A 25926-nucleotide genomic window follows, 5' to 3' on the forward strand; every position below is an offset into this window, starting at 1 on the left:
GTTTCTCGCATTCGCAAGCGCGGTGGGAGGGGGCTACGTATGCGAGCACCACGCGGCGACCGAGCCGGGAATCCGGAGATCCGAAAACCGGGCAAGGGGGGTGCGGCTGTCCGACAGATCATCGGGGACGGCTCATGCACCGAGGTCGCATCCACGCGGGGTCACGGGCGGCACGGAACGGCCGCTGCGGCGTGACGGGCGTACGGCGGCGAAGGCCGTACGGCGCGGTGATCGCGATCCTCAGATGCGCAACGTCCACCTCAATCGGAGACAACAGAGACGCCGAAAACCTTAACGACCGGGTGATCGGAAGGCAAGAGCCGCAGGTCACGGGCTCTATCCTGCCCGCCATGCACCCTGAGCGCCCGACATGCACCATGCGCGGCCGCGTGCAAGTCTGGGAGTGGCCGGACTGCCGTCGGGCACTCGACTCCGGCGCACTCCGGCAGGAGGAACGATCATGAGCAAGAAACAGAGCCGACACAACCGCGGCGCCCGCTCGGGCGGCCACGACCATGACCGCACTGCCCCCGCCGCCCCGAAGAAGTCGACGCCGGAGCCGATCACTAAGGCGACCGACCCCTCTGAGGAGCCCGCACGCCGGATCTCGGAGCACCACTCGCACAAGCAGCCGCGGAAGTTCGGCCACAACTGACGCGCGGGCGGCCGCCCACACCGTCACGGCCTGCGACACGGGGTCACCGAACGCTGCCCCCGCGCGGAACGATGCCCTCGCGCGCACGAGCGGTGCCCGCCCGCCGCCGGCCGTTCATGATCGCGGCCCTAGAGTGCCCGCATGAGCCGCCTCACCTCGAACGGTGCCACGATCCACTTCGACGACCTGGGCCCGGCGGACGGCGTGCCCGTCGTCCTGATCCACGGCCACCCCTTCAACCGCACCATGTGGCGCCCCCAGACCGCCGCGCTCACCGCCGCCGGATACCGCCTCATCGCCCCTGACCTGCGCGGTTACGGGGACAGCGACACGGTCGCGGGCACCACCCTCTTCCCCGCGTTCGCGGACGACATCGCCGCCCTCCTCGACCACCTGGAGCTCGACCGCGCCGTCGTCGGCGGTGTGTCCATGGGCGGCCAGATCACCATGGAGTTCCAGCGCAGCCACCCGCAGCGCGTGCGGGCCCTGGTCCTCGCCGACACCTCGCCGGTGGCCGAGACCGACGAGGGCAGGGCCTTCCGCAACCGCCTCGCCGACCGGCTTCTCGCGGAGGGCATGGACGGTTACGCGGGTGAGGTGATCGACAAGATGCTGGCCCCCTACAACGTCACCGCGATGCCCCAAGTCGCCGCGCACGTACTGGAGATGATGCGGACCACCGACCCGGCGGGCGCCGCCGCGGCCCTGCGCGGGCGCGCCGAACGGGCGGACTACCGCGAGACGTTGGCGGCCACGTCCGCTCCCACGCTCATCGTGGTGGGCGCGGACGACGTGTACACCCCACCTGAGGACGCCCGGGCCATTCAGCGGCTGACCCCGCACGCGACCCTCACTGTCGTCGACCGCGCGGGACATCTGCCGAACATGGAACAGCCCGATGCCGTCAACACCGCACTGATCGACTTCCTCAACTCCCTGCCCGATTAAGGGATGTGCCGGAGCAGGTTCTCGTCGGGCTTGTCCGCGAAGAACGGAACGGGCTGGGTGCGGTCCGGCGATCTTGGTTTCGCGAGGCCTGGGGAAGAGTTCGGCCCCGCCCGGCTTCGGCCGCCGCGAACGCTTCGACAGGCGCCGAACTGTCCGCGGCCTAGGGTCTGCGGCATGCGAGACGAAGGGGAGAGGGGCGGGGCGGAGTGACGGTGTGGGAGATGGTCGCCGTTTGTGCGGCCGGGGTGGGCGCCGGAGCCATCAACACCGCGGTGGGCTCCGGGACTCTGATCACGTTCCCGGTTCTGCTCGCCACCGGCCTGCCGCCCGTCACCGCGACCGTCTCGAACGCGCTCGGTCTGATCCCGGGATCCATCAGCGGCGCCATCGGCTATCGCACCGAACTCGCCGGGCAGCGGCGGCGCATCCTGAAGCTGGGTGGTGGTGCCGTGCTCGGCGGGTTCGCGGGCGCCACGCTTCTGCTCACCCTTCCGGCCACTGCGTTCGAGACGATCGTGCCGGCCCTCGTCGGTCTCGCTGTCGTCCTGGTCGCGTTCCAGCCGCTGATCAGCGGCCGAGTGCGGCGCCGGCGCGAGCGGTCCGGCGCGCGCCCGCGCGGCGACGTGGGGCCGCTCCTGTTCGCCTCCCTCACGCTCGCCAGCGTCTACGGCGGCTACTTCTCCGCCGCGCAGGGAATCCTCTACGTGGCGCTGATGGGCATGCTTCTGGACGAGCCGCTGCAACGCCTGAACGCCGTCAAGAACGTCCTGGTCGCCCTCGTCAACGCCGTCGCCGTCCTCTTCTTCCTCTTCGTCGCCGACTTCGACTGGACGGCCGTACTGCTCATCGCGGCCGGCTCCGCACTCGGCGGTCAGCTCGGCGCGAAGGCAGGCCGGCGCCTCAGCCCCGTGGCTCTTCGCGCCCTGGTCGTGACGGTGGGGACCGTCGCCGTCGTCCAGTTGCTGCTCCGGTGACCGAGCCTGCTCACCCTGCCGAGGCACCCCCATGGGGTTCGAACACCCTGAACTGCGCACCCTGAGCGTCCCGCAGCGTGGCCCAGCGCCCCTCCTCGTCCTCCCACTCGCCCGTCACGGCACCGTCGTGTTTGACGGCCGCACGGGCGCGCTCGGCGACGTCGTCCGCGGTGAACTGGACCTGCCAGTGCGGTCGGACGTCGGGATCGGGGGCCGCCTCGACAGCGCCGGAGCTGATCCGGGCCATCGACAGGCCGCCGCAGACCAGGACGACCTCTTCGTTCTCGTAGCGGACGTCGCAGCCGCCGGGCCCGGTCCAGCCGAGGACCTCGCCGTAGAAGATGGCGGCGTCGAAGGCGTTCCTGGTCACGAGCCGGAGCCTGACCTGCGCCTCGGGGTGGCATCCGCTCCAGTCCCGATCGACGTGCCCGGACCAGATCCCGAAGGTGGCGCCGCTGCTGTCGGACACCAGTGCGGCGCGGCCCAGCGGGAAGGGGATCGGGCCCACGCCCACGGTGCCGCCGCGTTCGCGGACCCGGCTCGCCGTCTCGTCCGGGTCACCGACGGCGAAGTACGGCAGCCAGGCCGTGGCCACGCCGAGGGCGGACGCCACCGCGCCGATGCCCGCCACCGGTCTGCCGTCCGCCATCGCGACGACGAACCGGTCGCCGAGGCGGCCCGGGCGGAATTCCCAGCCGAGCACGGCCTCGTAGAACGCTCTGGTGGCGGCCAGGTCGTGCGCCGCAAGGCTCACCCAGCATGGGGCCCCGAGCACGGCGCCGCTCGGCGGGCCGTCCTCGTCACCGGCCTCGGTGGCCAGTCTGTCGGTCATCGTGCACCATCCCTGAATCACGGCCTGCGCCCATTGCAGCAAGAACGGCCTCGTGCGGCCATCACCCAGTGGGGCGACACGCACCTGGCCGGAAGCCGCCGGGCGAGAGGTCAGGAAGCCGGGGCGCCTCGGAACGCCCAGCGTAGAATCAGGATAAAAGGTGCTGAACGGGCACGCTGTGGGCCGTGCCGCGTCGGCATCCTGGTCTCGGGGAGGGTGGTGCCCCGGTCCCGCCGGAAGGAGTCCACGATGACGACCGGGCAGGCAGTCGATTCCGAGCGGAAGGAAGAGTTCGCCGGGCGCATGGCCCAGGTGGTCAATGACGCGTGTCTGGGCTATCTGTGCAGCCTCGGCCATCGGACAGGGCTCTTCGACACGATGGCACCTCTTCCGCCGTCGACCAGCGTCCAGATCGCCAAGGCCGCGGATCTCGACGAGCGGTACGTACGGGAGTGGCTCGGCGGCCTGACCGTCGCCGGTGTCGTCGAATACCGGCCGGCCGACGGCACGTACTGGCTCCCGCCCGAGCACGCCGCCTCTCTCACCCGGGCAGCCGGGCCGGAGAACATGGCCTCGCTCCTCCAGGACCTCGCACTCTTCGGCATCGTCGAGGACGAGGTTCTCGACTCCTTCCGCACGGGCGGCGGGGTCCCCTACTCCTCGTATCCGCGGTTTCAGGAGCTCCAGGCCGAGGAGACGGAGCGTGTCTACGAGGTGGCCCTGGTCGACGCGATCATCCCGCTGGCGCCGGGCCTGCCGGAGCGGCTGCGTGCCGGGATCGACGCGCTGGACATCGGAACCGGGCAGGGCCGTGCGGTGAATCTGCTGGCCCAGGCGTTCCCCAAGAGCCGGTTCCGCGGGGTCGACATCTCAGAGAAGGGCATCGCGGCGGCGCGCGCCGAGGCGGAGCGGCTCGGCCTCGACAACGTCCGGTTCGACGTGGTCGACACCGCCGATCTGAGCGGTACGTACGACCTCATCACGGCGTTCGACGTGATCCACGACCTGGCCCGCCCGGCGCGCACCCTGGACGCGGTGGCCGCCGCGCTGCGCGACGACGGTGTGTTCCTCATGGGCGACATCTCCGCCTCCAGCAACCTGGAGGAGAACATCGACCATCCCCTCGGCCCCGCCCTGTACACCTTCTCGGTCTTCTACTGCATGACCGTGTCGCTGGGCGAGGGCGGCGCGGGGCTCGGCACGGTGTGGGGGCGGCAGCGGGCGCTGCAGATGCTCGCCGATGCCGGGTTCGGTGACATCGACGTGGAGCAGGTCGAGGGCGACATCCTCAACGTGTACTACGTGGCCCGCAAGTGACCCGCGCCGACTACCGGGTCAGTCGCCTACCGGGTCATGCGCCGGCCGGAGAGCGGCGGACCAGGCGTGCGTGCGTGGCCGCCGGGGAGCTGACGAGTTCCGCGACGTCGTAGCCGGCGACGCCGTCGCCGAGGTTGTCGAGCAGGCACTCTCCCTTGCCGACGAGGAGCGGCACGATGGCCAGGTGCAGTTCGTCGACGAGACCGGCACGCAGGTACTGCTGGATCGTGGCCGGGCCCCCGCCGATGCGCACGTCCTTGCCGTCCGCCGCCTCGTAAGCCCTGGCGAGGACCGTCTCGATGGGCTCGTCGGTGAAGTGGAAGTCCGTTCCGCCCTTCATCGACACCGACGGACGCGGGTGGTGCGTGTGCACGAACACCGGGTGGTGGAACGGCGGGTTGTCGCCCCACCAGCCGGTCCACGCCTCGTTCTCCCACGGTCCGCGATACGGGCCGAACATGTTGCGGCCCATGATCGTGGCGCCGATGTTGTCCTCGCTGCGGGCGACGAACTCGACGTCGACGCCCTGCTTGCCGTCGGCGTGGTCCTTCATCGCGGCGAACATCCAGTCGTGCAGGCCGTCGTCGATCCCGTCGCCGAAGGGCGCGTCCATGCGCTGGTCGGTACCGGCGGCGAACCCGTCGAGCGAGACAGTGATGTTGTGTACGCGGAGCTTGGGCATGACGTCTCCTTGGTGGTGACGGTAGCGGGTCCGTTCCCGCTCTCACCCCTGCGTCGAACGGTGCGGGGCCGGATCGACAGCCCGTCCCGATCTTCTTCCAGGAATCCCGTCACCGCAGCGCGCACGGGGCAGGCGACCCTCAGGCGTCGGGGAGCCCGGCCAGCCACTCGATGAAGATGCGGTTGACGTCGTCGCCGCGCTCCTGCTGGATCCAGTGGCCGCAGCCGTCGAGGATGTGCGACGCGCGCAGGCCCGGCAGGGTGGTGGGGTAGGCGTCGATGGCATCGGCCAGCCACGTGGTGGACGCGTCCATGGCGCCGCCGATGAACAGGGAGGGCTGGGTGACGGGGGCGCCTCGGTGGGCGGCGAGTTCCTCCCAGTCCCGGTCCATGTTCCGGTATCGGTTGAGCGCTCCGGTCAGTCCCGTACGCTCGAACTCCCCTGCATACACGTCGAGTTCGGCCTCGTCGAGCCAGGCGGGGAGCCGGTCGACGGGGAAGCGTTCACGCATCGTTCCACCCCGGGCGACGAAGTGCGGGTCGGGTGCGCCGGGCGCGGCCATCGTGTCGGCCGACAGCGCGGCAAAGATGCCCGCGAGCCAGCCGCGCACGTCCGGCTCGATCTCCGCCTCGGCCCTCCCGGGCTCCTGGAAGTACGAGACGTAGATCTCCTCGTTCCCGCCCATGCCCGCGAAGATGTCGCTGGGCCGCGGTCCGCCGGGCGGGGTGTAAGGGACGCTCAGCAGCGCGACCGCGCGGAAGACCTCCGGCCTGAGCAGGGCCGAGTGGGCGGCGATGTTCGCGCCCCAGTCGTGCCCGACGAGCACCGCGGACCGCTCGCCGAGGGCGTGCACGACGGCGACGTTGTCGTCCACCAGGTCGAGCATTCCGTACGCGGCCGGGTCGGCGGGCTTCGAGGAACGGCCGTAGCCGCGTACGTCGAGTGCGACGGCCCGGTATCCGGCCGCCGCGAGCGCCGGCAGCTGGCGGCGCCACGAGTACGAGCTCTCGGGGAACCCGTGCACGAGCAGGACCAGCGGCCCGGCGCCCTGCTCCACGAGGTGGATCCGGCCCGCGGGCCCGTCGACCAGTCGGTGTGTGGCTTGCGCGGCCTGCTGCGACATGCGACCTCCTGTAGACACCGTGCGGCCACGCCGGGTGCGAGCGGCGGTGGCGGCCCTGACGCCGATCATGCAACGGGCCTTGGCGCGCCACCGACCCTTCTTGCCGTTCTGGCAAAGAATCCGCTCGGCCGAGGCGATCTGCTGGAGTGCGTTCTGCTCAGTCGCCCGCGCCTCCGATCATGTCCACCAGTTCCGCCAGCGCGGTGGCGGCTTCGGGCAGGCCCGGCGTGGGCGTCACCGGTTCGTCCAGGTAGATGTCCCGCCGGAGTTCGATCATGAGTGCGCTGACCCTCGGGTCCTTGCCGTAGTGCCGCAGCGGCACGTACGTCCCGGCGAACGGTGTGTCGAGGGCGATGCCCCCGAGCCCGCCGAAGGCGGCGCGCGCCTGCGCGAGCAGGGCGTCGGGGGTGTGGAAGGGATCAGTGCCCAGGCACACGTGCGGGCGCGGGCCCGCGCCGTGGAGTTCGTACGGCAGGGCCCGGCTCGGGTACGAGTGCACATCGACGATCACCACGCGCCCGGCGGCGGCGAGCCGGTCCTCGACGGCGTCCGTCATCGCGGCGGCGTAGGTGTGGAAGTAGGTGTCGAGGAGCTCGGGGCCATCGGCGGGAGGTTCGGGCCGGAGAATCTCACGGTGGGTGGTGCGGGTGTACACCGCCCCCATGCCGACCGCGCTCATCTCCTCGCGCTCGTCGGGAAAGCGTTCGGGGTCCACGACGAGGCGGGAGAGTTCGTTGACGAAGCGCCAGGGCGTCATCGCCGCGTCACGCGCGGCCAGTTCGGCGATGTCCTGCGTATGGGCGTCCGTGATCAGGTCCAACTCCCGTTCCAGACAGACGTCGTCGAGCACGATGCCCTTCCGGACGTACGCCGGCACGACACGCGAGCCGTGCGGCACGTGGAGAAGCACGGGCGAGGCCGCGCTCCCGGGAATCAGCCGGTACGACGGCCGGGTGTCCTGTACGGAACTGTCCATGGTGTCCATGTGCCCACTCTCCCCCGCCCGATGGCCCTCGCAGGCCGCAGTGCGCGGACGGGTGCTTCGCCGTCACGTGGGCCGAGGCCGACCGCGTCCGGGTTGATCCGAGTGCGGTAGGAGCGCTGCGAGACCAGTTCGCCGCCCCGAGGCCGAGCCCGCCGGGCGAAGGGCTACGCGGGCGCGGGCCGCCATGACGGGGAGCGGCCCAGGAGCGCGACGATCTCGTCGAGCAGGGAGCCACCGTCGGCCGCGACCGCCGGCGCGAAGGCCGCACGGGGGCCGAGGCGCGCCTCGCCTCCGGGCACCACCCGCGCCACGGCGAGCGCCGCATCGAGAAGTTCGGGGTCGAACGTCACCGTGTGCCCCAGTGTCCGGGCCACGTCCCAGGAGTGCACGACGTAGTCGACGAGGTGGAAGCTGACGGCCTGCGCTCCGGGGAACGGTCCGCCGTCGCGGATCTCCGGGAGCGGGAACGCCCGCTCCGTCACCCCGTCGACGGCGAAGGCCTCCAGGACGTGCTGGGCAGCCGCGCGGTACGTCCCGACGGGGTCGTCCCCCAGGGGACGCGGCTGCCACACCGCGATGTCCGCCTCTCCGCGCGAGGCCGCGGCGAATCCGTAGTGCTGCGCGGCCATGTGACCGAGCAGGTCACGCAGCGTCCACCCGGCGCACGGCGTCGGCCTGACCAGGTCCCCGGCCGTCGCCCGCGCCACCACGTCGACGCTCGTACGCACCGCTTGCGCGTCGAGCGCGACCAGATCCTTATTCGTAGGCATACGCTTATGATCCGCTGACGCCTATCACATGTCAACGTCTATCATCGGCGCGTGATGGCCAAGAACGGCGGACGGCGCGACCTCGCCGCGATGCTGCAGCCCCTGGTGCGTTCCCTCATCGCCGCCGAGCTGCCGGTGCTCGCGTCGCACGGGATCTCGATGTGGGGATACGTCGTCCTCAGCGCCCTGGACGACGGCCCGGTCCGCACGCAGGCCGCGCTCGCGGCGGCCATCGGCGCCGACAAGACCCGGATCATCTCCACGCTGGACACGTTGCAGGAGAACGGACTGATCTCCCGCACCCCGGACCCGCACGACCGCCGGGTCCGGCTCCTCTCCATCACCGACGACGGCCGGCGCGTGCGCAGGTCCGCCCAGGCCGACATCCACGCGCACGAGGACCACCTCCTGGCCCGGCTCCCCGCGGCCGACCGCCGTGTCTTCCTCGACTCGGTCCACACCCTGACCCCGGATGCGGACACCCTCTAGCCGGCCCCTGCCCCCAGGTGTCCGAGCACCGAGCGCACCGCCCGCTCCACCGCGTCGCGTGACGCGTCGGTGGGGTCGACCGTCTCGAAGCCGTGGTGTCCGAGCGGCACGTCGATCACCTCGACCGCGGTGCCGCAGTCCGCTGCCGCGGACACGAACTCCTCGACCGTCACCGCGATTTCAGGGCGCTCGAACCCCACCCGCGTCAGCACGATCGGCAACTGCCCCGCACCACGGACCGCCGCCGCCGGGCGGAACCGGCTGTCGGTGAGCCCCCAGCCCGGCAGCGGCGCGAGGATCGGGTACGAGGCCGCCACGCACCGCAGCCACGGCGGCGGCGCCGCGAGCCAGTCGGCAGACAGGAGCCCGCCGGCGGACACGAACCACAGCGCGACGCGGGTGCCGTCGACCCGTGGATCGGCCCGCACGACATCGATCGCCCCGGCGATGTCGTCGGCGGCCCGTCCGTACGCGGTCAGTTCGTGGAGCCGGTGGTCCACGGTCACGCCGACGGCGCCCAGGCTCGCCACGTACTGGGCGTAGCCGACGAAGGCGGGCCAGTCACGCGGTGTCGGGCGGGCGCCGGCCGGAACCGGCCCGCCGTGCACGAAGACCACGGCGGGCCGGCGGCCGTCGGCATCGGGCAGATGCAGATCGACACGGCCCGTCCGCTCCCGGGGCCGCTCCTTGACGTCCATGAGGAACGGCCGTAGATGCGCGGGCTGTTCGCGCCCGGTGGTGGACACCTGGTGCCCCTCCCCCGCGGCGGCCCGGAGCAGGACGTCCACGAGCTCGCGGGGAGCGGAGAGCATCGGCCAGTGCCCGGTCTCGAGTTCGAAGAAACTGACACCCGCGTCGGCGAGCGCCTGGAACGCGGGATCGCCCATGGCCACCATCGCCTCGACCACGGCGATGCTCGACCCGTTGGCCCTGCACAGGACACCGGTCGTCGGCAGCTCGGCGCCCGCGCCGGACAGACGCAGCGGCTGGGTGAGCGTGGCCAGGGGCTGGGGAACGGCCTGTTCGGTCAGGCGTTCCAGCGCCTCGGCCGTGAGGCCGGCGACGCTGCCCCAACGCTGCCACTCCACCACCACCGGCGCGGGCAGCGTCCCGGCGCTGCTTTCCTGGGACAGGGTCAGCACGCGCTCGCGGACCGTCTGGTCGGGCACCAGCTTGAGAGCCGGGTCGCCGTCCTGGGGGATGCCTACGTCCACCTGGACGATCCTGGCGATCCGTTCGGGCCGCCGGTGCGCGGCGCCGCGCACCGGGTGAACGCCGTAGCAGTGGCCGACGAGGACCACGTCCTGCGCCTCGACCCGGTCGATCAGCCGCACCAGCTCCTCGATGTGCGTCTCCAGATCCACGCCCGGCCCCGCCGGACGACCGCCGCCGTCCATGCCCGTGAGCGTCACTTCGTACGCCCGCTCCCCCGCGTCCCTCAGCCCGGCGGCCACTTCCCGCCATACCCAGCCGCCGGTGTGGGCCCCCGCCACCAGGATGAATGCCGTCATACCCGTCTCCTCACACGCCATCGTCCACCAACCGGCCGCACCGGCCGTCCACGCTCGCCGGTACCGTAGGAACTCCCCCTGAGGGAGGTTCAAGCCTTGACCGCCGACAGCACGTGGTCCATCGGGGAGCTCGCCGAACGCGCGGGCGTCACCGTCAAGACGGTCCGCTTCTACTCGGACCGCGGTCTGCTGCCCGAAGAGCCCCGCAGTACGGGCGGCCATCGCCGGTACGGACCCGAGGCGCTCGACCGGCTCCGCGTCATCCGCTCCCTGCGCGCCCTCGACCTGCCGCTGCCGGACGTGGGCCGTGTGCTGAGTGAAGAGGGCGCGCTGGACGACGCTCTTGAGGACGTCGTCGCGGGGCAGTTGCGGGACATCGGCTCCCAACTGGCCGCGCTGCGCTGGCGGGAGGCCGCGCTGCAGCTGCTCCAGGACTGCACGCCTGCCGAGCGTACCGAGCGGCTGCTTCTCGTCGGCGCGATGTCGGCCCCGCCCAGTACGGCCGCACCGGCCCGGTTCTGGCGCCGGTGGCTGCCGCTCCGGATGCCCGCCCGAGTCGTCTCCGCCGTCCTCGAACAGGCCGTACCGCAGCCTCCGGAGGACCCGACTCCGGCCCACGTCCTGGCTTTCGCCCGGCTGCACGCGTTCACCTCGCGCTCGTGCGAGGGCGGCGACCGCGGCCAGCCGGCGGCGCACCGGACCGACGAGGGGTTCCGACCCGGGGTGCTCTACGAGGGGCTCAGCGAGGCCCACGCTCTGGCATCGCCGCACCTGCGCGACCAGCAGTCACCGCACGAGGGCGAGGCGCTGGACTGCTTCGTCTCCGCCCATGCGGCCTCACGGGGCGTACGCGACACCCCCGCGTTCCGCCGCGCGCTCAGCCGTGTGCTGGCCGCCGATCCGCGTATCGACCACTACTGGCAGCTCGTCGCCGAACTGACCGGGCCTTCGCGGCCGACGCCCGGCGCCGCCCACGACTGGCTCTGCGCCGCGCTCGACGCCCAGGTCGCACGTCAGGCCACGTAAGGGGCGGGCAGCCAGCGGCGGTTAATCGCTTGGGCCGGCGGCGCCCGCTTCCGTATCTTGGCGCAACGGCAGACGCGCCATGCGGCTCTACGCGAAAGGCTTCCATGTGCCCTCGTAAGTTGCGGCCCGAGGAGGCGGACATCGATGCCTCGTTGGTGCGCCGGCTCGTCGACGCGCAGTTCCCTGAGTGGGCCGGGCTGCCGCTCACCGAGGTCATCTCGGCGGGTACGTCCAACGCCATGTACCGCCTCGGCGAGGACATGGCCGTGCGGCTCCCCCGCCGTGCGGGCTCCGCGCAGGACGTGGGCAAGGAGCACCGGTGGCTGCCCGTGCTCGCCGGAGCGCTCCCCTTTGCCGTCCCCACGCCCCTGGGCAAGGGCACTCCCGGCGAGGGCTTCCCGTGGCCGTGGTCCGTGTACCGCTGGCTCGACGGCGCCAACCCCGCCCCGAACCGCACCCCCGAACCGGCCCTGCTGGCCGAGGACTTGGCGGAGTTCGTCTCCGTACTCCAGCGTGTCGACCCCACCGGCGGCCCTGCTTCCTACCGCAGCGAGCCGCTGGCGGAGCGGGACGAGGTGACGCGTGCGGCGATCCGCGAGCTGCGGGCGGAGCTGGACGGTGACGCGGCGGCCGCCGTCTGGGAGTCGGCCCTGCGGGCGCAGGGGTGGGCCGGGCCCGCCGTGTGGATCCACGCGGATCTGCAGCCCGGGAACGTGCTCGTCGCGGACGGACGGCTCAGCGCCGTCATCGACTTCGGCTGTCTGGGCCTCGGTGACCCGGCGGTCGACCTCATTGCGGCCTGGTACCTGCTGCCCGCCGGTGCACGCGAGGTCTTCCGGACCGGCTCGGGCGCGGACGACGACGCCTGGGCACGGGGCCGCGGCTGGGCCCTGTCGGTCGCCCTCCTGGAGCTCCGGTACTACCGGAAGAGCAACCCGGTGATGGCCTCCATCGCCCGCCATGTCATCGCGGAACTTCTCACCGCCGACACGGCGGCGGCCTGACGATCCGTCCTGCTCACGCACCGACACCACCCCGGATCGGGCCGCAGCGGCACGCAACCACTGTCGAGGCAGGCACGCTCACCGCCCGGATCAGTCGGCACCCGCGCGCAACCACTGGTCGAGGCAGGCGAAGTCCGCCTCCGTGAGGCCCCGTCGAGGGTCTACGCGATGCAGCAGGGCGCGTTCCGGGTGATGTGCGAAGACCCAGGCACGGTCGATGCCGGTGATCTCGTCGTCGACCCATGCGAAGGGACGGCCCTGCGCCTCGACGACCAGGGCGCGGGTCTTCCAGTGCAGGCCACGCACTCCGTGCCATTCATCGCGCGCGTACCGAACCGGCGGGTCGGGCCAGTCCACCACCGGCAGCGGCGGCAGCCCGAGGAGCGGGGCGACGCAGTCGTTCGCCTCGTCCATCCAGGTCGTCGCCCAGACGAGTTCGCACGGGAGCGCCGCGAGCCGGGGGCCGTACTCGGGGTTGATCCTGGCCAGCAGGGGGTTCAGGTCGGCGCCCAGCGGGTCGGGGCATCCTGGCCGGCACATCGGATACGTCGGGTAGCACTCCGGCGGCCCGCCGAACGGAATCAGCGGCCCGTCGACGTCGAGGAAGAGCAGCGGAAGGTGCTCGGATCCGGTCACTTCAGCACCGTAGCGACTCGGGCACCACGCCCGCGGCCACGCCGCTAGTGTGACGGGCATGACTGGGGACACGGGGCCTGCGGACAGCCACGAACTGGTGGGCGGCATGATGAACGCGGGCGCGGTCTTCCGGCGGGGCGACGTGGTCGAGCGGCCGGCGCCGCCGAATGTCCGGGCGCTCCACGCCTACCTCGCGGCTCTGAGGCATCAGGGATTCGATGCGGCTCCGGTGCCGGTCGGCGTCCGTGCCGACGGGCGTGAGCAGTTGGGGTTCATTCCCGGCGACGTTGCCGTCCCGCCGTTTCCGCGGTGGGCCATGTCACAGACCGCGCTCCGGTCGGTCGGGGTCCTGCTGAGGAGCCTGCACGAGGCGAGTGCGCGCGTCCCGGTGGACGTATCCGCCGGCTGGGCCGGGGAGCTGGCCGATCCCGAGGGCGGAACGATGCTGTGCCACAACGATGTGTGCCAGGAGAACGTCGTCTTCCGGGACGGCCGCGCAGTGGCTCTGATCGACTTCGACCAGGCGGCCCCGGGGCGCCCGGTCTGGGATGTCGCGATGACCGCCCGCTACTGGGTCCCGATGCGGGACCCCGAGTCCGCGGCCCCGCTCTGTCCCGTACCTGACCCCTCTCACGCGTTGGACGCCCCGGGCCGGCTGCGGCTCCTCGCGGACGGTTACGGGCTCTCGCCGCGGGAGCGCGCCGAATTGCCGGAGGTCGTCGAACAGGCCACCGCGGTATGCCGGGCGTTCGTCGCCCGGCGCGTGGCCGACGGGGACCCCGCCTACGTCCAGGCGCTGCGCGACCGAGGCGGCTGGGAGCGCTGGGACCGGATTCAGTCGTGGCTCAGTGCCGGGCGCGAGGCGTTCACGACGGCCCTGCTCGCCTGACCCGGTGCCAGGCGCGAGGCATTCACGGCGCTCCTGCTCGCCTCACCCCGCGCGCGACACACGCCCCCTTCCGCCCCCCGTGAGGTGTCCGAAACCAGTGATTAATCAAGCGGGTGGTGAATAGGGCTGGTTGGCGGGGTGAAGAATGCGCAACCATGGGCACATGACCGCGGCCCATCGCGCCATGACCCAGCTGGAGTCCTGGCCGAACCTGGTAAGTGGCTCTCCCCGGTGCGCCGTTGGGCGCGCCTTCGGGACAGCAGGGTGCGACATCGTGCATTTCCATGCCAACGATGCGGCAGACCTGTACCTCACCCGGACGGCGGTCGAACGCCTCCTTCCGCTGTTGCGCGACAGCACCGCGATCCGGGTGCGCCCCGGCGCCTCCTGGATCACTGTGCTGCTCGACTGCGACGACGACGTGGCACTCCTGCTGACGCTCATCAGCGTGGCACTCAAGGAACACGAAGCGTTCGGAGTGCCCGAGGAGGAGTGCGCCGGGCCCCGCACCGCCCGTACGGCTCCGCCCTGTGACTGGGAACCACGGGCGATCCCTTCGCCGCGCGCCTCCGGCCCGACGGCACCTTCCGGCCCCGCTCACCACGGCCGTGTCCACGACGCGTGGAAGGCCGTCGGACGGATGCTGCCGCACGGCCACTGACGAGAGCGATGCCGGGGTGCGCGGGCCGAAATCCGTAACAGGCACTTCAGCAAGGGCCGTCGACCGCCGGTCAGGCACCTCCGCCCGTCAGTCGCCCCGGCCCACCACGGCCTCCGCGCCCCGCGCCGCCCCCGTGCTGTCGCGCTCGATCAGGCGCGGCAGCGGCACCTGGACCGTCCGCGACGGGCCGCCGTCCAGGAGTGCCGTCAGTTCCTGGGCCGCGGTGCGGCCGAACTGGACCGTGTCGCGGGACAGTGCCGACAGCCAGGGCTTGACCATGCGGCACAGCGGGGAGTCCTCCCAGGCCACCACCGAGACGTCGCCGGAGACCGAGAACCCCAGTTCACCGGCGGCGGCGACCCCGGCGACGGCCATCACGTCGTTGTCGTAGACGAGCGCAGTCGGGGGTGTGTCGCCCTCCATGACGCGGCGCGTGACCGCGGCGCCCTCGGCGTCCGAGTAGTCCGTGGTCACGGAGCGCACCTCGGTCAGGCCACGGCGCTCGGCCTCGGCTCGCAGGGTGCGGATACGCCGCTCGGTGTGCGCGAGGCCCGGCAGGCCCGCGATGTGGACGATGCGGCGGTGCCCGAGCGCGTACAGCTCGTCGACGACCGACGCCATCGCGCCGGCGTCGTCCGCCCACACCGTCGACATGCCAGGGTGCTCCGCGTCGGGCACTCCGCCGATCACCACGGCGGGCAGCCCGAGTTCGTCGAGGAGTGCGGGGCGCGGGTCGGCCGTGCGGGGGTCGACGACGAGCACGCCGTCCACCCGGTGCTCGGCCCACCAGCGCCGGTAGACGGCGCACTCCGCCTCGACGTCCTCCACCACCTGGAACAGCAGGCCGAGGTGACGCTCCGCCAGGACTTCCTGTATGCCGGAGATGAGCTGGAGGAAGAACGAGTCCACGCCCAGCGTGTCCGCCGGGCGTGCCACGACCAGGCCGACCGTGGCCGCGCCTTCGCCGGACAGGGCGCGGGCCGCCGTGCTGGGCCGCCAGCCGAGCTGCTCGGCCACCCGCCGCACCCGGTCGCGGGTCACCTCGGAGACCCCTGGCCGGTCGTTGAGCGCGAAGGACACGGCGCTCTCCGAGACACCCGCCCTGAGCGCGATGTCCTTCATGGTCGGTCGGCGCGCGGGAGACCGCTTGGCTGGCACAGCTGCCCCTTTCCCCGTGGAACCCCGGTGGGTTGCCCCGGCCAGCCTAGCGCATGCGAGCAGAGACTAATGCGCTTGAGTTCAAGACCCTAAAGCGCATTAGTTTCGCACTGCAAAAGGTCTACTCCACTGCTTTGACCTGGTGTTTTTCCAGGGGACTCCCGGAAGTTTCAGAGAATGCATTGACTTTTTCCGTGATCGCAATGCAGGGTCTGCACGGCAACATTCGACGCCGCCGCAAAGGAGCCGTGTCACCGTGCCCATCTCTCGCAGAGCACTAGCCGCTGCCGCCGCCATCGCTGTCGTCCTGCCGCTGAGCGCGTGCGGTTCCGGGGGTGACGACAGCGGCTCGACGGACGCCTCGGGCAAGATCGAAGGCAGCATCACGTTCCAGACGTGGAACCTCAGGGCCAACTTCAAGCCGTACTTCGACGGCCTGGTCAAGGACTTCGAGAAGAAGTACCCCGGCACGCACGTGAAGTGGATCGACCAGCCGGGCGAGGGCTACGCCGACAAGATCAGCGCGGATGCCGCCGGCGGCACGCTGCCCGACGTCGTCAACGTCTCCCCCGACCTCGTAGCCCCGCTCGCCAAGGCCGGCCTCGCGCTCGACCTCGACAAGGCGGCGTCGAAGTACAAGAAGGAGTACCTGCCGGGGGCCTGGGCGAGCCACCAGATACCGGGCATGGACGGCACGTACGCCTTCCCCTGGTACCTCAACACGGGGCCGCTGTTCTACAACAAGAGCCTGTTCAAGAAGGCCGGACTCGACGCGTCGCAGCCCCCGAAGACGTACGACGCGCTCTTCGACGACGCGCTCCAGCTCGCGAAGAAGAGCAAGGGCAAAGTGGCCACGCTCGCCAACGTCCCCACCATCGAGGACTTCGGCCGCTACGGCGCTCCGCTCATGAACAAGGAAGGCACCGGCTTCGCGTTCAACGACGCCAAGGGTGTCGAACTCCTCACGAAGTACAAGGAGTTGTACGACGCGAAGGCGCTCGACCCGCAGGCGCTGACCGCGACGCCCGAGTCGACCGGCAAGAAGTTCCTGACCGGGGCCGTGGCGATGAACCCGGGCAGCGCGCTCGACCTGTCGAAGTTCAAGAAGGAAGCGCCCAGCCTCTACAAGAACATCGGGATCACGGACCAGATCACCAGCACCGGCAAGGTGAACATGTACGTGATGGGTGTGATGGTGAACTCGCGCTCCAAGCAGAAGCCTGCGGCCGTGGCGTTCGCGCACTACGTCACCGACGCGCAGCACCAGATGGAGTTCGCCAAGAAGGTCGCCATCTTCCCGAGCACCGCGGGCTCCCTGGACGACCCGTACTTCACGAAGCAGGACGGCTCGGACGAGACGCGGGTGCGGATCGCCGCGGCGGACTCGCTGAAGTCCGCGGTCAACTACACGCCGGTCCTGTTCAGCGAGCAGATGAAGACCGAGCTGCGGAACTCCGTCGCCAAGGCCCTCCAGGGCAAGGAGAGCCCCAAGACCGCTCTTGACAACGCGGTCAAGGCCTGCGACCGGCTGCTCCAGCAGCAGGGCTGAGCCCCGGAGCCGTACATCATGACGAGTCCCCTTCCGACCGTGAAGACCGCCGCCAAGACCTCGGCGAACGCAGATGTGATGTCACCCGCGAAGTCCTCGGGTGAGCGGCCGGTCTCCCGCGTCCGACGCCATCTGCCCACCAGCCCCTGGCTGTTCGCCGCTCCCGGGCTGCTGATCGTCGCCGTCTTCATCCTGTATCCGTTCGTCTCCACCGTGGTCAACTCCTTCACCGACCGGCGGACCCTGATCCCCGGTGAGTTCGTGGGCCTGGCCAACTTCCGGGAGCTGCTGCACGACGACATGTTCTGGACGGGGCTGCGCAACAGCGTCCTGTACATGGTCGGGGTCGTCCCCGCCCTCGTACTCCTTCCGCTGCTGCTCGCCCTCCTCGTCCAGAAGAACATCCCGGGCATCACCTTCTTCCGGTCGGCCTTCTACACACCGGTGGTCGCGTCCATCGTGGTGGTCGGCCTGATCTGGGTGTGGATGCTGGACGAGCGCGGCCTGGTGAACTCAGCTCTCGAAGCCGTGGGGATCGGCAAGGTCGGCTTTCTCAGCGACCAGTGGCTCCTCCTGCTGAGCGCCATGGCCGTCACGGTCTGGAAGGGCCTCGGCTACTACATGATCATTTACCTGGCGGCGCTGGCCAACGTGCCGCGCGAACTGCACGAGGCCGCCTCGGTGGACGGTGCGGGCGCGGTGCGCCGCTTCTTCACCGTCACCGTGCCCGCCGTGCGCTCCACCATGGTCCTGGTCGCCGCGCTCTCCTCGGTCGCCGCCTTCAAGGTGTTCTCCGAGGTCTATCTGATGGCGGGGCCGAACGGTGGCCCCGCGGGCGAGGACACCACGCTCGTGATGCTCGTGCAGCGCACCGGCACGGGCCTGACCGGCCGCGTCGGCTACGCCTCGGCGATCTCCGTCGTCGTCTTCGTCGTCACCGTCGCGCTGATGCTGCTCGTGCTCCGCGCCGACCGGAAGGAGGACACGTGAGCGTCACCGAGGACGTCCGCGCCACAACAGCCCCGGATCCGGGGCTCGTTCGGCACCGGCGTGCACCGCGCGTCACCGACGAGAACGGCCGGCGTATCCGCGTCTGGGAGCTCGTACTGCGCTACGCGCTGCTGCTCGCCGTGCTCGCGATCACCGTCGGGCCCTTCCTCTGGCAGCTGTCCACCTCCCTCAAGGGAACGCACGAGGACATCTTCAGCTCGCCGCCGAAGTTCCTGCCGGGCGATCCCACTCTCCACAACTACGAGCGCGTCGCCGACACCATCCCCGTCTGGGACTATGCCTTCAACTCCCTGAAGGTTGCCACCGCCAACGTGGTCACCAACTGCGTCGGCTCCGCTCTCGCGGGCTACGCGCTCGCCCGGCTGCGCTACCGCGGCCGGAAGATCGCCACCCTCGTGTTCATCCTCGCGATGCTGGTGCCCGTCGAGAGCATCGTCATCGCGCAGTTCACGACGATGCGCGAACTCGGCCTCAACAACACCCTCGTCGGCGTGGTCCTGCCGGGCTGCATCGCCGCCATGAACGTCCTGCTCATGCGCAACGCGTTCCTCAATCTGCCGTACGAGATCGAGGAGGCGGCCTTCGTCGACGGGGCGAACGCCTGGCAGCGGTTCCTGCGGATCGCGCTGCCGTCCGTGAAGGGGACCCTCGCGGTCGTCGCGATCTTCGCGTTCATGGGCGCCTGGGACGACTTCCTGTGGCCGCTGATCGTGCTCAGCGACCCGGCGAAGTTCACCCTCACCATCGGCCTGAACTATCTGCACGGCACCTTCGCCAACGACGAGCGGATCGTCGCGGCCGGCACGATCATCGCCGTCGCACCGCTGATCATCCTCTTCGCCTGCCTCCAGCGGTACTTCTTCCGCGGGGTCGGCGAGGGAGCCGTCAAGGGCTGACCCCTCCCCCGTGACCGAGGCCCTGCCGTACCGAAGAACCAGGACTCCGCATGACTTCTGCCGGGCGCTTCGGCGTCAACTACACCCCCAGCCAAGGGTGGTTCCACCACTGGCTCGACTTCGACCTCGACGCCGTGCGCGCCGATCTCGACTCGATCGCCGCGCTGGGCCTCGACCACATCCGGGTGTTCCCGCTGTGGCCGTACTTCCAGCCCAACCGCACGCTGATCCGTCCGCGCGCCGTCGAGCAGCTCGTCCAGCTCGCCGACGCGGCGGCCGAGCGCGGGCTCGACGTGAACGTGGACGGCCTGCAAGGGCATCTGTCGAGCTTCGACTTCCTGCCCGCGTGGACGCAGACGTGGCACCGGCGGAACCTCTTCACCGACCCCGATGTGGTCGAGGGCCAGGAGGCGTATCTGCGCACGCTCGCCGGGGCGCTCGCCGACCGGCCCAACTTCATCGGCATGACGATCGGCAACGAGGTCAACCAGTTCGCGGCGGGCCCGCACCCCGATCCGGACCGCATCACACCGGAGCAGGCGGGGAGTTGGCTGCGCCGTGTGCTCGCCGCGTGCGAGGAGGGCGCGCCGGGGCGCACCCATCTGCACGCCTCGTACGACGCCGCCTGGTACCAGGACGACCAGCCGTTCACGCCCGCGCACTCCGCACGGCTCGGCGCGCTCACCGCGGTGCATTCGTGGGTGTTCAACGGTACGGCGCAGCGCCACGGCCGGACCGGGACGGCCACCGAGCACCATGCCGCGTACCTCGTCGAGCTGTCCAAGGCCTGGGCCGACGATCCGCACCGGCCCGTCTGGCTGCAGGAGGTCGGCGCGCCCGCGCCGCTCGTCCCGGCCGAGCACGCCGCGCACTTCACCGAGGCCACCGTCGAGAACGCGCTCGACTGCCCGGACCTGTGGGGCGTGACGTGGTGGTGCTCGCACGACGTCAGCCGTGATCTCGCCGATTTTCCCGAACTCGAGTACAGCCTCGGCCTGTTGACGAGCGACCGGCAGCCGAAACCCGCGGCGAAGGCCCTCGCCCGCATCGTCGCGGACCGGCGCGCCCATCCCTCTACACCCGCGCCGCGCACCACCGCGCTCGTCGTCGACGCCGGTGACGACGAGGCCGCCCCGAACCGCTCGGTGTGTGCCCCAGGCGGCGCCGTCTTCGAGGCGTTCGCCCGGCTCACGGCCGACGGGGCCCGGCCCACCACGGTCCTCGCCGGCCGCGCCGACGACAAGAAACATCTGGTGGCGCGCGGCATCACCGAAGTGGTCACACCGGACCACGTCACACGGACCGTCGGCACGGCTCCGTAACCGGTCGAACCCGATGCGGACCGCACGATTCGAGGTGTGCCGCGTCGGGGAGTTGTACAGCGTCCCGCCCACCCCCCGCCTGGTAGACACCCGCACCCCGGACCTTACGGAGTACCCCTCATGCATGACGACCGCGCCCTGGTCGAAGCCCGTCTCAAGCGCGTCCTCGACGAGCGCATCCGACCCGCCGTGTACCCCGAGTCCGTGCCGCTGGAGGTCGCGGTGTGGAACGCGCCGGGCGAGCCGGTGCCGGTCGAAGAAGGGCTCGCGGCGACACCCCAGCCGATCGCGGTGGGCGCACGCTGGGGCGCTCCGTGGGCCACCTGCTGGTTCCGCGTCACCGGAACGGTGCCCGAGGCCTGGGCGGGCCGGACCGTCGAGGCGATCCTCGACCTCGGCTTCGACGAGAACATGCCCGGCTTCCAGTGCGAGGGCCTGGTCTACCGCCCGGACGGCACCCCGGTGAAGGGCCTCAACCCACGCAACCAGTGGGTACGCGTCGGCGCCCCGGTGGAGGGCGGCGAGGAGGTCCGCCTGCACATCGAGGCGGCGTCCAACCCGGTCATCCTCGACTACCACCCCTTCCTGCCGACGCAGTTGGGCGACAAGGAGACCGCGGGCAGCGAGCCGCAGTACACGCTGGCGCGGATGGATCTCGCGGTCCTCGACGAGACCGTGTGGCAGCTCGTCATGGATCTCGAAGTGCTCGGCGAGCTGATGGCCGAGCTGCCGGTGGAGTCCGCGCGGCGCTACGACATCCTGCGCGCCGTGGAGCGCGCCCTCGACGCGGTCGATCTCCAGGACGTGAACGGTACGGCGGCCGCCGCCCGCGAGCGGCTGACGGGCGTCCTGGCCGCGCCCGCCGTACCGTCGGCCCACCGCATCAGCGCCGTCGGCCACGCACACATCGACTCGGCGTGGCTGTGGCCGCTGCGCGAGACAGTGCGCAAGGTGGCGCGGACGACGTCCAACATGACGGCGCTCCTGGAGGACGAGCCCGACTTCGTCTTCGCCATGTCGCAGGCCCAGCAGTGGGCGTGGGTCAAGGAGCACCGGCCCGAGGTGTGGGCGCGGGTGAAGAAGGCCGTCGCCGACGGGCGGTTCGTGCCGGCGGGCGGCATGTGGGTGGAGTCGGACACCAACATGCCGGGCTCGGAGGCGATGGCCCGTCAGTTCGTGCACGGCAAGCGGTTCTTCCTCGACGAGTTCGGGATCGAGAACGACGAGGCGTGGCTGCCCGACACGTTCGGGTTCGCCGCGGGCCTTCCGCAGATCATCAAAGCCGCGGGCTCCAAGTGGTTGCTCACGCAGAAGATTTCGTGGTCGCAGACCAACAAGTTCCCCCACCACACGTTCCAGTGGGAGGGCATCGACGGCACCCGGATCTTCACGCACTTCCCGCCCGTGGACACGTACAACTGCTCCATGAAGGGCAGCGAGATCGCCCACGCGGCGAAGAACTTCAAGGACAAGGGGGTGGCCCGGCACTCGCTCGCGCCGACCGGCTGGGGTGACGGGGGCGGCGGCACGACGCGCGAGATGGTCGCGAAGGCGGCCCGCCTCCGTGACCTCGAGGGGTCCGCGACGGTGGTGTGGGAGACGCCGGAGGAGTTCTTCAAGAAGGCCGAGGCGGAGTACCCGAACCCGCCCGTGTGGGTCGGCGAGCTCTACCTCGAACTCCACCGCGCCACGCTGACCTCCCAGGCCAGGACGAAGCAGGGCAACCGGCGCAGCGAGCACCTGCTGCGCGAGGCCGAGCTGTGGGCCGCGACCGCTGCGGTGCGGGTCGGCTTCCCTTACCCGTACGAGGAGTTGGACCGGATCTGGAAGACGGTGCTGCTGCACCAGTTCCACGACATCCTGCCCGGCTCGTCGATCGCCTGGGTGCACCGCGAGGCGCGCAGGACATACGAGCGGGTCGCGGAGGAGCTGAACGGCATCATCGGCGCGGCCCAGCGCGCCCTGGCCGGTGAGGGCTCGGGGACGCTCCTCTTCAACTCGGCGCCGCACACCCGCGACGGCGTGCCCGCGGGCGGCGCCCGTAACCCGGTCATCGAGGGCGAGGCCGCGATCGCGTCGCGCGCGGCGGGCGGATTCGTCCTGGACAACGGGCTGTTGAGGGTGGAGATCGACGACCGGGGCCTGGTCGTGTCCGCGTACGACCTCGTCGCGAGTCGCGAGACCGTCGCGCCGGACCGGGCCGCGAACCTGCTCCAGATCCACCCGGACTTCCCGAACATGTGGGACGCGTGGGACGTCGACGAGTTCTACCGCAATACCGTGACGGATCTCGTGGACGCCGACGAGGTGGCCCCCGGCGAGGGCGCGTCGGTGCGCATCGTGCGCAGCTTCGGAGACTCGCGCGTCACGCAGGTCCTCTCGCTGACGGCGGGTGAGCGGCGGCTCGGCATCGACACGGAGGTCGACTGGCACGAGACGGAGAAGTTTCTGAAGCTGGCGTTCCCGCTGGACATCCACGCCGAGCGGTACGCGTCCGAGACGCAGTTCGGGCACTTCTTCCGGCCCACGCACACCAACACCAGCTGGGAGGCGGCCAAGTTCGAGGCGTGCAACCACCGGTTCGTGCATGTCGAGGAGCCCGGCTGGGGTGTCTCGCTCGTCAACGACTCGACGTACGGCCATGACGTGACGCGGACCGTGCGGGACAGCGACTCGGGCACGACGACCACCGTCCGTGTCTCGCTGCTGCGCGCGCCGCGCTTCCCCGACCCCGAGACCGACCAGGGTGTGCACCGCTTCCGGCACGCGCTGGTGCCGGGCGCGGCGATCGGGGACGCGGTCTGCGAGGGCTACCGGATCAACCTGCCCGAGCGGCACGTGACCGGCTCCGGCGAGGTCGCTCCGCTGGTGGACGTCGACCAGGACGCGGTCGTCGTGACGGCGGTCAAGCTGGCCGACGACGGCAGCGGCGACGTGGTGGTCCGTTTCCACGAGTCCCGCGGCGGCCGGGTGCGCGCCACGCTCACGGCGGGCTTCGAGGTCGCGGCCGCGGCGGCGACGGACCTCCTGGAGCGTCCGCTCGCCGACGCGGCGGACCCGGAGCGCGACCGCGACCGGATCACACTGTCGCTGCGCCCCTTCGAGCTGGTGACGCTGCGTCTGAAGCGGGCCTGAGCCGGCGTTGTCGTCCGGTGGGCCGGTCACGGAACCGGCCCACCGGACGGCGCGTTCAGTCCTCCGCGCCGGGTGCCGTCCTGGCCTCCCGGGACAGCAGGATCAGGCTGCGGGCCTCGACCAGCACATCGGTGCCCGGCTTGTGTTCCATCTCGTCCGCGACACCCTGCGGGTCGGTGGTGTCGATCCGGGTGGTCCACCTCTCGCCGTAGGTCGCGTCCGGGAGGCGGAAGCGGACCGGCTTCCAGTAGCTGTTGAGGAGCAGCAGGAAAGAGTCGTCGACCACCGGCCGCCCGTACGGAGTGGGCTCGGCGATGGCGTCGCCGTTGAGGAACACGGCGACCGAGTGGGCGTCGCCGCGCTGCCAGTCGTCGTCCGTCATCTCGCGCGCGTCCGGGCGCAGCCACACGAGGTCGGGCAGGGGCTGGCCCTCGTGGGTGTGTGTGTCGCCGCGGAAGAAGCGGCGGCGGCGCAGCACCGGGTGGGCGGCGCGCAGGGCGATGGTGCGCCGGGTGAACTCCATCAGCTCGCGCTGGTCGTCGCTCAGGCGCCAGTCGATCCAGGAGATCTCGTTGTCCTGGCAGAAGGCGTTGTTGTTGCCCTGCTGGGTGCGGCCCAGTTCGTCGCCGTGGGCGATCATGGGGATGCCCTGGGAGAGCAGCAGCGTGGCGAGGAGGTTGCGCTGCTGCCGGCCACGCAGTTCGAGCACGCCTTCGTCGTCGGTGGGCCCCTCGGCGCCGCAGTTCCACGACCGGTTGGTGCTCTCGCCGTCCCGGTTGTTCTCGCCGTTGGCCTCGTTGCGCTTGCCGTTGTACGAGACCAGGTCGCGCAGCGTGAATCCGTCGTGGGCGGTGACGAAGTTGACGCTGGCGCGCGGGCGGCGGCTGTCGTGCTGGTAGAGGTCGGAGGAGCCGGTGAGCCGGGAGGCGAACTCGGCGAGGGTGTTCTCGCCGGAGCGCCAGAAGTCCCGTACGGAGTCGCGGTACTTGCCGTTCCACTCCGACCACTGGGGCGGGAACTTGCCGACCTGGTAGCCGCCCTCGCCGACGTCCCACGGCTCGGCGATGAGCTTGACGCGGCCGATCACCGGATCCTGCTGGATCAGGTCGAAGAACGCGGAGAGCCGGTCCACCTCGTGGAACTGCCGGGCCAACGTCGCCGCGAGGTCGAACCGGAAGCCGTCGACGTGCATCTCGGTGACCCAGTACCGCAGGGAGTCCATGATGAGCTGGAGCACGCTGGGGTGCCGCATCAGCAGGCTGTTCCCGGTGCCGGTGGTGTCGTAGTAGTGCGCAGGGTCTCCGTCGACGAGCCGGTAGTAGGACGCGTTGTCGATGCCGCGGAAGGAGAGCGTCGGGCCGTTCTCGTTGCCTTCCGCGGTGTGGTTGTAGACGACGTCGAGGATCACTTCGAGGCCGGCCGCGTGCAGCGCCTTCACCATCGACTTGAACTCGGTGACCTGCCCGCCGCGGGTGCCCTGGGCGGCGTACGCGTTGTGCGGGGCGAAGAAGCCGATCGTGCTGTAGCCCCAGTAGTTCGACAGGCCCTGGTCGCGCAGGAAGCCGTCCTGCGCGAACTGGTGCACCGGCATCAGCTCCACCGCGGTCACACCCAGCGAGGTCAGGTGCTCGATGACCGCCGGGTGCGCGAGGCCCGCGTAGGTGCCGCGCAGTTTGGCGGGGACCTTGGGGTGGGTGCGGGTCAGGCCGCGTACGTGGGCCTCGTAGATGACGGTGTCGGCGTACGGGCGCAGGGGTGGACGGTCGTTGCCCCAGTCGAAGGCGCTGTCGGTCACCACGGCGACAAGGGTGTGGCCCGCGCTGTCGGCCGGGGACGGTCCGGCGGCCGTCCGCTCGAAGAGCGAGGGGTCGTTGTCCATCTGTCCGTCGATGGCGGTGGCGTACGGGTCGAGGAGCAGCTTCGCGGGGTTGCAGCGGTGGCCCGCCGCCGGGTCCCACGGGCCGTGCACGCGATAGCCGTAGCGCTGGCCGGGGCCGACGGCGGGCAGATAGCAGTGCCATACGAAGCCGTCGACCTCGGTCATGGTGACCGTGTCGTGGCTGCCGTCGTCGTGGAGGAGGACGAGGTCGACGCTCTCGGCGACCTCCGTGAACAGGGCGAAGTTCGTTCCGTCGCCGTCGAATGCCGCGCCGAGGGGATAGGGACGTCCGGTCCAGGTGAGCATCCGGCCACGGTACGGATGATCTTGGATTCGGTGTCGTCACCGCGCCGCCCGCACCTCGTCTGCCGCGCGCCCGGCCCTCGTGTGCCACTGTCCTGGCACACCGCCGGGCCCCGGCTGCCGAAGCAGGCCGCGGCCCGGTGCGACGCGCTCCGGACGGAGCGCTGTGCT

General features: G+C 70.9%; 23 protein-coding genes. 14 read left to right on the top strand and 9 right to left on the bottom strand.

Going from position 1 to position 25926, the window contains the following annotated elements; genetic code table 11:
• Positions 1-460 precede the first annotated feature (460 nt).
• From OG698_RS04505 to OG698_RS04515, 3 genes are all read left to right on the top strand, one after another.
• Entirely contained in the window at positions 461-655 is a 195-nt protein-coding gene (locus OG698_RS04505) for a hypothetical protein (protein ID WP_406101546.1), read from the top strand.
• 141 nt (positions 656-796) lie between these two features.
• Complete coding sequence (locus tag OG698_RS04510) at positions 797-1603, top strand: alpha/beta fold hydrolase (RefSeq protein WP_406101548.1); 807 nt, start codon at positions 797-799, stop codon at positions 1601-1603.
• Positions 1604-1809: 206 nt separating this feature from the next.
• On the top strand, positions 1810-2577 hold the full coding sequence (locus tag OG698_RS04515) for a sulfite exporter TauE/SafE family protein (RefSeq protein ID WP_406101549.1): 768 nt from the start codon (positions 1810-1812) through the stop codon (positions 2575-2577).
• A gap of 10 nt (positions 2578-2587) precedes the next feature.
• On the opposite strand, the gene OG698_RS04520 is transcribed toward OG698_RS04515, so the two are convergent.
• On the bottom strand, positions 2588-3409 hold the full coding sequence (locus OG698_RS04520; protein WP_406101550.1) for a VOC family protein: 822 nt from the start codon (positions 3407-3409) through the stop codon (positions 2588-2590).
• Positions 3410-3658: 249 nt separating this feature from the next.
• On the opposite strand from OG698_RS04520, the gene OG698_RS04525 reads away from it, so the two are divergent.
• A complete protein-coding gene (locus OG698_RS04525; protein ID WP_406101552.1) occupies positions 3659-4726 on the top strand; it encodes a class I SAM-dependent methyltransferase in 1068 nt (355 codons plus the stop codon).
• Between the two features lie 34 nt (positions 4727-4760).
• Here the strand turns inward: OG698_RS04525 and OG698_RS04530 are convergent, their stop codons facing one another.
• The 4 genes from OG698_RS04530 to OG698_RS04545 form a co-directional block, all read right to left on the bottom strand.
• The gene (locus OG698_RS04530; protein ID WP_406101554.1) at positions 4761-5408 is read right to left on the bottom strand and encodes a dihydrofolate reductase family protein; all 648 of its coding nucleotides are present in this window, start codon (positions 5406-5408) and stop codon (positions 4761-4763) included.
• Positions 5409-5547: 139 nt separating this feature from the next.
• Positions 5548-6531: an alpha/beta fold hydrolase gene (locus tag OG698_RS04535; protein WP_406101555.1), complete on the bottom strand. Its 984-nt coding sequence runs from the start codon at positions 6529-6531 to the stop codon at positions 5548-5550.
• Between the two features lie 157 nt (positions 6532-6688).
• Complete coding sequence (locus OG698_RS04540; protein WP_406101556.1) at positions 6689-7516, bottom strand: N-formylglutamate amidohydrolase; 828 nt, start codon at positions 7514-7516, stop codon at positions 6689-6691.
• 164 nt (positions 7517-7680) lie between these two features.
• The gene (locus tag OG698_RS04545) at positions 7681-8286 is read right to left on the bottom strand and encodes a TIGR03086 family metal-binding protein (protein WP_406101557.1); all 606 of its coding nucleotides are present in this window, start codon (positions 8284-8286) and stop codon (positions 7681-7683) included.
• 54 nt (positions 8287-8340) lie between these two features.
• Here OG698_RS04545 and OG698_RS04550 point away from each other — a divergent pair, with 54 nt between their 5' ends.
• The gene (locus tag OG698_RS04550; protein WP_406110841.1) at positions 8341-8775 is read left to right on the top strand and encodes a MarR family winged helix-turn-helix transcriptional regulator; all 435 of its coding nucleotides are present in this window, start codon (positions 8341-8343) and stop codon (positions 8773-8775) included.
• On the opposite strand, the gene OG698_RS04555 is transcribed toward OG698_RS04550, so the two are convergent.
• On the bottom strand, positions 8772-10286 hold the full coding sequence (locus OG698_RS04555) for an alpha/beta hydrolase (RefSeq protein ID WP_406101558.1): 1515 nt from the start codon (positions 10284-10286) through the stop codon (positions 8772-8774). The genes OG698_RS04550 and OG698_RS04555 overlap by 4 nt on opposite strands.
• Positions 10287-10382: 96 nt before the next feature.
• Between OG698_RS04555 and OG698_RS04560 the strand changes: the two genes are divergently transcribed.
• The gene (locus tag OG698_RS04560; protein ID WP_406101559.1) at positions 10383-11312 is read left to right on the top strand and encodes a MerR family transcriptional regulator; all 930 of its coding nucleotides are present in this window, start codon (positions 10383-10385) and stop codon (positions 11310-11312) included.
• A gap of 104 nt (positions 11313-11416) precedes the next feature.
• Positions 11417-12316, top strand: coding sequence for an aminoglycoside phosphotransferase family protein (locus OG698_RS04565; RefSeq protein WP_406101561.1), 900 nt, complete (start codon positions 11417-11419; stop codon positions 12314-12316).
• A gap of 90 nt (positions 12317-12406) precedes the next feature.
• On the opposite strand, the gene OG698_RS04570 is transcribed toward OG698_RS04565, so the two are convergent.
• A complete protein-coding gene (locus tag OG698_RS04570) occupies positions 12407-12952 on the bottom strand; it encodes an HAD domain-containing protein (RefSeq protein WP_406101563.1) in 546 nt (181 codons plus the stop codon).
• Between the two features lie 58 nt (positions 12953-13010).
• On the opposite strand from OG698_RS04570, the gene OG698_RS04575 reads away from it, so the two are divergent.
• Together OG698_RS04575 and OG698_RS04580 are read left to right on the top strand one after the other, a co-directional pair.
• The gene (locus OG698_RS04575; protein WP_406101564.1) at positions 13011-13841 is read left to right on the top strand and encodes a phosphotransferase; all 831 of its coding nucleotides are present in this window, start codon (positions 13011-13013) and stop codon (positions 13839-13841) included.
• 184 nt (positions 13842-14025) lie between these two features.
• The gene (locus OG698_RS04580) at positions 14026-14502 is read left to right on the top strand and encodes a luciferase family protein (protein WP_406110843.1); all 477 of its coding nucleotides are present in this window, start codon (positions 14026-14028) and stop codon (positions 14500-14502) included.
• An 87-nt stretch (positions 14503-14589) separates the two neighbouring features.
• Here OG698_RS04580 and OG698_RS04585 read toward each other — a convergent pair whose 3' ends face one another.
• A complete protein-coding gene (locus OG698_RS04585; protein ID WP_406101565.1) occupies positions 14590-15660 on the bottom strand; it encodes a LacI family DNA-binding transcriptional regulator in 1071 nt (356 codons plus the stop codon).
• Positions 15661-15916: 256 nt separating this feature from the next.
• On the opposite strand from OG698_RS04585, the gene OG698_RS04590 reads away from it, so the two are divergent.
• From OG698_RS04590 to OG698_RS04610, 5 genes are all read left to right on the top strand, one after another.
• A complete protein-coding gene (locus OG698_RS04590) occupies positions 15917-17209 on the top strand; it encodes an ABC transporter substrate-binding protein (RefSeq protein WP_406101566.1) in 1293 nt (430 codons plus the stop codon).
• A 78-nt stretch (positions 17210-17287) separates the two neighbouring features.
• Positions 17288-18199 carry a carbohydrate ABC transporter permease gene (locus OG698_RS04595; RefSeq protein ID WP_406110845.1) on the top strand — a complete coding sequence of 304 codons (912 nt, stop codon included), beginning with the start codon at positions 17288-17290 and terminating at the stop codon, positions 18197-18199.
• A complete protein-coding gene (locus OG698_RS04600; RefSeq protein ID WP_406101567.1) occupies positions 18196-19116 on the top strand; it encodes a carbohydrate ABC transporter permease in 921 nt (306 codons plus the stop codon). The genes OG698_RS04595 and OG698_RS04600 overlap by 4 nt, the downstream gene beginning before the upstream one ends.
• A 50-nt stretch (positions 19117-19166) precedes the next feature.
• Positions 19167-20438, top strand: a complete 1272-nt coding sequence (locus OG698_RS04605) for a glycosyl hydrolase (protein ID WP_406101568.1) — start codon at positions 19167-19169, stop codon at positions 20436-20438.
• Between the two features lie 120 nt (positions 20439-20558).
• Entirely contained in the window at positions 20559-23573 is a 3015-nt protein-coding gene (locus OG698_RS04610; protein ID WP_406101569.1) for an alpha-mannosidase, read from the top strand.
• Between the two features lie 55 nt (positions 23574-23628).
• Here OG698_RS04610 and glgX read toward each other — a convergent pair whose 3' ends face one another.
• Positions 23629-25758 carry a glycogen debranching protein GlgX gene (gene glgX, locus OG698_RS04615; RefSeq protein ID WP_406101570.1) on the bottom strand — a complete coding sequence of 710 codons (2130 nt, stop codon included), beginning with the start codon at positions 25756-25758 and terminating at the stop codon, positions 23629-23631.
• Between the last annotated feature and the right edge of the window lie 168 nt (positions 25759-25926).

Source organism: Streptomyces sp. NBC_01003 (assembly GCF_045162695.1).
GTDB lineage: Bacteria > Actinomycetota > Actinomycetes > Streptomycetales > Streptomycetaceae > Streptomyces.